General features: G+C 71.6%; 7 protein-coding genes. 4 read left to right on the forward strand and 3 right to left on the reverse strand.

Translation table 11 applies throughout. From position 1 onward, the window contains the following. From GWI24_RS37865 to GWI24_RS37875, 3 genes are all read left to right on the forward strand, one after another. On the forward strand, positions 1-1,345 hold a 1,345-nt coding region (locus tag GWI24_RS37865; RefSeq protein ID WP_210950581.1), incomplete at its 5' end, for an MFS transporter. Next, positions 1,338-2,102 carry an SDR family NAD(P)-dependent oxidoreductase gene (locus GWI24_RS37870; RefSeq protein WP_210950582.1) on the forward strand — a complete coding sequence of 255 codons (765 nt, stop codon included), beginning with the start codon at positions 1,338-1,340 and terminating at the stop codon, positions 2,100-2,102. The genes GWI24_RS37865 and GWI24_RS37870, both read left to right, overlap by 8 nt. Positions 2,103-2,125: 23 nt before the next feature. Further along, positions 2,126-2,953: an SDR family oxidoreductase gene (locus GWI24_RS37875; protein ID WP_210950583.1), complete on the forward strand. Its 828-nt coding sequence runs from the start codon at positions 2,126-2,128 to the stop codon at positions 2,951-2,953. A 105-nt stretch (positions 2,954-3,058) separates the two neighbouring features. Here the strand turns inward: GWI24_RS37875 and GWI24_RS37880 are convergent, their stop codons facing one another. The 3 genes from GWI24_RS37880 to GWI24_RS37890 all read right to left on the reverse strand — a co-directional run bounded on the left by GWI24_RS37880 (position 3,059) and on the right by GWI24_RS37890 (position 5,926). Beyond that, positions 3,059-4,078: a zinc-dependent alcohol dehydrogenase family protein gene (locus GWI24_RS37880; protein ID WP_210950584.1), complete on the reverse strand. Its 1,020-nt coding sequence runs from the start codon at positions 4,076-4,078 to the stop codon at positions 3,059-3,061. Between the two features lie 70 nt (positions 4,079-4,148). Next, complete coding sequence (locus GWI24_RS37885) at positions 4,149-5,213, reverse strand: zinc-binding dehydrogenase (RefSeq protein ID WP_247617448.1); 1,065 nt, start codon at positions 5,211-5,213, stop codon at positions 4,149-4,151. Then, the gene (locus tag GWI24_RS37890) at positions 5,210-5,926 is read right to left on the reverse strand and encodes an SDR family NAD(P)-dependent oxidoreductase (RefSeq protein WP_210950585.1); all 717 of its coding nucleotides are present in this window, start codon (positions 5,924-5,926) and stop codon (positions 5,210-5,212) included. Before GWI24_RS37890 ends, GWI24_RS37885 begins: the two co-directional genes overlap by 4 nt. A gap of 109 nt (positions 5,927-6,035) precedes the next feature. On the opposite strand from GWI24_RS37890, the gene GWI24_RS37895 reads away from it, so the two are divergent. After that, the coding region (locus GWI24_RS37895; RefSeq protein WP_308344224.1) for a GntR family transcriptional regulator at positions 6,036-6,785 on the forward strand (750 nt) is incomplete at its 3' end.

Raw genomic sequence — 6,785 nt, forward strand, 5'->3', positions numbered from 1 at the left:
CGCCGCCACACCCGACATCCGCACCGTGGCCTGGGCGACCATGATCGGAACGGCCATCGAGTGGTACGACTTCTTCACCTACGGCATCGCCGCGGCCCTGGTCTTCAACACGCTCTTCTTCCCCGACGGCACCTCGCCGGTGGTGGGAACGCTCCTCGCGTTCAGCACCTATGCCGTGGGGTTCGCCGCCCGGCCCATCGGCGGCGTGGTCTTCGCTCATTACGGGGACAAGATCGGCCGCAAGTCCATGCTGGTGCTCTCGCTGCTGCTGATGGGCGGCAGCACCTTCTGCATCGGGCTGCTTCCTGGCTTCCCCACCTGGGGCGTGGCCGCGCCCCTGCTCCTGGTGGCCCTGCGGGTCGTCCAGGGCTTCGGAGTGGGCGGCGAATGGGGTGCGGCGGCCCTGATGGCGGTCGAGCACGCACCGCCCAACCGCCGTGGTTTCTACGGCAGCTGGCCGCAGATGGGGGTTCCCGCCGGAATGCTCATCGCCAACCTGGCCTTCTTCGCCCTCTCGGGCGCCACGAGCGACCACGACTTCCGAGCGTGGGGCTGGCGCGTTCCCTTCCTCGCCTCCGCGGTGCTCATCGCGCTCGGGCTCGTCGTCCGGCTCCGGGTGAACGAATCCCCGGTGTTCCGCGCGATGGAGCGGGCGGGCCGGATCGAGCGACGCCCGGTGATCGCCGTGCTCCGCACCCAGCCCAAGAACGTCCTGCGCGCCGCGGGCATCAGGTTCGCCGAGAACAGCACCTTCTACATCCACACCACCTTCGTGCTCACCTACGGCACGACGGTGCTCACCCTGAAACGCGACGACCTGCTCATCGGGGTGATCATCACGGCCGTCCTGGGCCTGATCAGCCTGCCCCTGTGGGGGCGGCTGTCCGACCGGGTCGGACGCCGGCCCGTGGTGCTCTTCGGTTCCGCCCTGCTTGCCGCCCTGTCCTGGCCCTTCTTCTGGGCGCTCGACAGCGGGTCGCTGCCGGTCATCTATCTCGTCACGATCCTGTGCATCAACGTCGGCAACCACGCGGTGTACGCGCCGCAGTCCGCCTACTTCGCCGAGCTGTTCGAGCCCGAGGTCCGCTACAGCGGCGCCTCGATCGGCTCGCAGGCGGCCAGTGTCCTCGCCGGCGGCCTGTCCCCGCTGATCGCCACCGTCCTGCTGGAGGCGGGCGACGGCTACCACCTCATCGCCCTCTACATGACGGCGATGGCACTGATCACCGTGTGCACGGCACTGATCAGCCCCGACCCCTACCGCCAGTCCCTCAAGCGATCCTCCACACCGGGTGACCGCGATACCCGGCCCGCCGAATCCGCTACGGAGATGTCCCATGGCTGACCCCACCGTTCTCATCACCGGCGCCGCACAGGGAATCGGGGCCGCCACGGCCCGGGTCCTCGCCGAGCGCGGCTGGCGCGTCGTCGTGGCCGATCTCAAGGGCGAGGCCGCCCAGGAGCAGGCCGCGGCCCTCGACGCGGCGTCCCCCGTGGCCGGCGGACACCTGGCCGTCGCCGTCGATGTCACCGACGAAGCCAGTGTCGCCGCGATGTTCGACGACATCGCGACGCGGGCCGGGGGGCTCGACGCGCTGGTCAACGGCGCGGGCGTGATCTTCCGGCAGGCGGCCCAGGACTTCGACAGCCGGCAGTGGGCCCATCAGCTCGCGGTCCACCTCACCGGCGCGATGCACTGCGCGCGTGGTGCCTACTCCCTGCTGGTGCGCAGCCCCCGGGCCAGTGTGGTCAACATCGGTTCCGTCGGGTCGACCTTCGGGCTCCCCGGCCGTCTCGGCTACGCCACCGCCAAGAGCGGAGTGCTGGGCCTCACCCGGACCCTGGCGGCCGAGTGGGGCGCGGTCGGCATCCGGGTCAACACCGTGGCACCGGGATACGTGGCCACCGAGATGGTGCGCAGTGGCCTGGAGTCGGGAGCGTTGGACCGGGAGACGCTGATACGGCGCACACCGATGCGCCGACTGGCCGAGCCCGCCGAGATCGCCACCTCCATCGCCTTCCTGCTCTCTCCCGACGCCTCCTTCGTGCACGGTGCCACCCTCCGGGTCGACGGGGGCATCACGATCGACGGCACCTTCTGACCACCGACGCCCGAGGACACCCCATGAACAGCCACCCCTCCGGCCGGCTCGGCGACATGAGCGGGCGCACCGCTGTGGTCAGCGGAGCGAGCAGCGGCATCGGGCTCGCGATCCTGCGGCGCTTCCTCGAAGCGGGCGCGACCGTTCACGGACTGGCCCGGCGTGGCCGTCTGATCGAGGAACAGGCCCGGGACGCCGCGCCCGAGGCGGACCGCTTGCACCACCACAGTGTCGACGTCGGTGACCCCGAGGCGGTACGGAACTGGGCGCGGCGGGTGTCCGGTCCGGTGGACACCCTGGTGTGTGCCGCCGGAACCAACATTCCCGAGCGGCGCCTCGCCCAGCTGACGCCCCCGGTCTGGGACTCCATGCTCGCCACCAATCTGAGCGGGACGTTCTACCTGCTGCACGCCCTGCTCCCCCGGCTCCGCGAGGCCCGCGGCGATGTGGTCGTCCTGTCGAGCGTGGCCGGGGCCTGGCCCGATCACACCGGCCCGGCCTATCAGGCCGCCAAGGCCGGGCTCCTGGGCCTCGCACGGGGAGCGGGCATGGACGAGTACGGCAACGGCATACGGGTGTGCACCATCCTGCCGGGCATAGTGAACACCCCGATCCTCGACGACCGGCCCGAGCCCCCGCCGCAGGAGCTGCGCGACCTGTTCGTCCAGCCACAGGACATCGCCGAGGCGTGTCTGGCGGCCATCACCCTCCCCAAGCGGGCCTGTGTCGCCGAAATGACCGTCGTGGCCACGGCGTTGCAGTCCATGGGCAACACCCAGGCGGCCACCCCGACGCCGCCACACATGGCGCCGGGGGAACAGCCCTGGGCGGTGCGGCCCGGCACGTCCTGAAGCCGGAGCACTCCATACGGCAGGCACGCGGCTGACCTCGCTCGGCGGGGTCAGCCGCGCGCCGTATGCGGTCAAGGGCCGTACGGGGCCAAGGGCCGTATGGGGTCAGGGGTGGATGACCGCCTTGATGCAGCCGCGGTCGTCCCGGACGGCATCGAGGGCGGCACCGTACGAGTCCAGCCCGAACCGATGGGTGATCATGCCGTCGGTGCGCACCCGGCCCGTGCGCAGGACCCGTAGCGCGCGATCGAAGCTGAACGCCTGGGTGAAGGATCCGCGGATGGTCAGCTCCCGGCTGAAGATCTCGTGCGGGGAGAGTTCGACGCGCTCCCGCTCCCCGGCCATGCCGTAGAGGAAGACGGTTCCGCCGTCGCGGGTCAGCGGCAGACACTGCTCGATCACGGTGAGGGCGCCGGTCGCGTCGACGACGGTGTCGAAGCCGTCGGGTGCCAGGGTGCGCAGCGCCCCGAGGGAGGCCGAGGAGTCGTCGCGGTCCATGACCACCGTCTCGTCGGCGCCGAAGTCCCGGGCCAGTTTCAGCTTCGCCTCGGTCGGCGCCGCGACGGTCACCCGCCCCGCGCCGCTGCCGGCCAGCAGCTGTGCGAGCAGCAGCCCCGTGGTTCCGGCGCCGAAGACGAGAACATCGCTGCCGGGCTGTGGGGCGAGCACATCCATGCCGTGCACGGCACACGCGACGGGCTCGGCGAACGCCACCACGTCCAGGGAGATGTCATCGGCCGGGTGGCAGTGGGACGCGGGCACCACGATCATTTCGGCGAAGCCGCCCGGCCGGGTGACACCGTGGTCCCGCAGCCGGGTGCAGAAGGCCGGTCTGGCGCGGCGGCAGTTGGCGCACGAACCGCAGGAGACACGGTTGTTGAGGGCGACGCGCTGTCCGACGGCGAGCGTCGTCACCTCCTCCCCCAGCGACTCCACCTCGCCCACCACCTCGTGGCCGGGGGTGAGCGGATAGCGGGGGGAGAACTCGCCGCGGTGGAGATGGGCATCCGTGCCGCAGACTCCCGCGGAAAGCACGCGCAGTCGTACCTCACCCGGGCCCGGCTCCGGATCCGGCAGGTCGGTACAGCGGAACGCATAGGGTCGGTCGTAGACGATGGCTTTCACGCCGTCTCCTTCGTTCGGGCCGCTTCGGCGCGGTTTCGTTCGGGCCGTTCTGGTCGCGCTCGCGGGCCGGTCAGCCGACGCTCACCAGCACCTTCATCTGGTCCGGGCCACCCGCGGCCCGGAACGCCTCATCCGCTCGGTCCAGGGGGAAGGTGGCGGTGACGAACTCGTCGGCCGGTACGACACCGGTCCCGAGAAGCGTCATCGCGGCGCGCATGTCCTCCCCGACGTACATCAGCGAGCCCCGCACGGCGATCTCGCGGTCCTGGACCAGGTCCAGCGGGACATTCAACGGGCCCTGGGGCACCCCGACGACCATGACCGTGCCGCCCTTCTCGACGGACCGCACGGCCTGGGTGATGGTGGCGGACACCGCCACGCAGTCGAACACCACGTCCGCGCCGCCGCCGAGCCGCTCCCTGACCAGCTCCGGCAGGCCGGGGGTACCGGGCGCGAGCGCCGCGTCCACCCCGAGCCGCACCGCCCGGTCCCGCTTCGCCGCCACCGGATCGGTGACGATGACGGTCCGCGCGCCCGCCGCCCGCGCGGCCAGGGCGGTGAGCAGCCCGATCGGCCCGGCGCCGAGGACCAGCACACCACCGCCGGCGAGGTCCCCGGCCTGGCGCACCGCGTGCACCGGGGTGGCCAGCGGCTCGACGAGCACGGCCCGCACATCGGTGAGCCGGTCGGGCACCCGGTGCAGCCGGTCGGCGCGCACGGTGAAGCCGTCCGCCATCGCCCCGGCCGTCTGGCAGCCGATGACCCGCAGTTCCCCGCAGATGTTGTAGCGGCCGGAGCGGCAGTGGCGGCAGGCCCCGCACACCAGATTGGGTTCGAGCAGCACCCGGTCCCCCTCGGCCACGGAGGTGACGCCGGGGCCGGTTTCGGCGACCACGCCGACGGCCTCGTGTCCCGGGTGGTACGGCCGGGTGATGAAGGGGTGTTCACCACGGAGGGCGTGGACGTCCGAACCGCAGATGCCGGTCAGCAGGGTGCGCACCCGCGCCTCGCCGGCCGCGGGCCGTACCCGTGCCACCTCCTCCACGACGACGTCGCCGTCAGCGGTCACGGTCACCCGCCGGTCCATCATGTCCCCTTCCGCCGCCCCGTCCGATGTCCTCGACGTGCTGCTCATCGGAGTGCGAAACCCCCGTCCACCAGCAGTTCCGTGCCCACGCAGTAGGCGGCCTCGTCGCCGAGCAGCCAGCCGATGGCGGCGGCGATCTCCTCGGGTTCCGCGAACCGTCCGGCGACCGTGCCCTCCTTCCAGCGCGGGTGCATATGCCGCTTGAGGTCGTTGAGCGGCGTGGCGACATAACCGGGCGCGACGCTGTTGATCCGCACCCCGCGCGGGCCCCACTCGACGGCCAGGGAACGGGTCAGCGCGCTCACGGCGGCCTTGGAGGCGTTGTACGCGGACTGCTTCTGCGGGTGGTTGACGATATGTGTGCCGGACATCGAGGAGACCGTGACGATCCGGCCTCCCGCCCCGTCGAGCATCCGCCGGGCGGCAGCGGCGCAGCTCAGGAACGTGCCCTTCAGATTGACGCCGAGCACCCGGTCGAACTCGGCGGCGCTCATCCGCTCCGCTGGCACGTCGTCCTCGACGACCCCGGCGGCCGCTACCAGGCCGTCGATCCGGCCGCCCTCGGTGACGACCGTGCCGATCGCGGCCGCCACACTGTCCTCGTCGGTGACATCGCAGAGGATGGACCGTCCGACGGGGGACGCGGTGAGATCGAGGGCGTACACCTCGGCGCCCAGACCGGCCAGATGTGCGCAGGTGGCCCGTCCGATGCCCCCGGCGGCTCCGGTGACCGCTATCCGGGCACCCTGATACCAGGACATGATGTCTCCTTGGGTGGACTCCGGCACCGGCAGCGATAAGACGGCCTGTACGTACAGGATGTCAAGAGGACGGGCTGTTGTCTTCGCCGCCAGGCGCTACGCTTGCGCCGTGGAACCCGGACGGATTGACCGCGACGCCGCACTGCCCTTCTACGCCCAGCTCAAGGAGTTGCTGCTGCCACAGCTCGGCAGCGTCTGGAAGGTGGGTGAACGGCTGCCCGGCGAGGTGACCCTGTGCGAGCGGTACGGCGTCTCCCGGACCGTCGTGCGCCAGGCCCTCGACGAACTCGAGGGCGAGGGCCGCATCGTACGGCGCAAGGGGCAGGGCACCTTCGTGGCCGCCCGCAAGGTCGACGAGTCGCTCTTCCAGTCGATGACGGGCCTGTACGAGGATGTGGCCGCCCGCGGTGGAGCGCTGGTCAGCGCGGTGCGCCGGCTGGAGTTCGCCCCCGCGACGGCGGACGCCGCCCGTGAGCTGGAGGTCGAGGAGGGCGCACCGCTGATCCATCTGGAGCGGCTGCGCTACGTCAACGACGAGCCATGGGCACTGACCAGCACCTGGCTGCCGCACCGGGTGGCGCCCGGACTGCTCGACGAGGATCTGACGCATCAGTCGCTCTACGCCCTGCTGGAGGGCAAGTACGGCGTCGGCCTGGACCACGGCAGGCGTGAGGTGGAGGCGGTGCCCGCCGCCCCGTCGGTGGCCGAGGCGCTCGGCGTGGACGCCCACGACCCGGTGCTGCTCCTGCGCAGCACCGCCTGGGACCAGGAGGGCAGGCCGGTGGAGTACTTCACGGCCTACCACCGCGCGGACCGCAGCCGTTTCCAGGTGCATGTCCGCAGGCGGCGCCGGGCCGGA

Source organism: Streptomyces sp. MK37H (genome assembly GCF_018035285.1).
GTDB lineage: Bacteria > Actinomycetota > Actinomycetes > Streptomycetales > Streptomycetaceae > Streptomyces > Streptomyces endocoffeicus.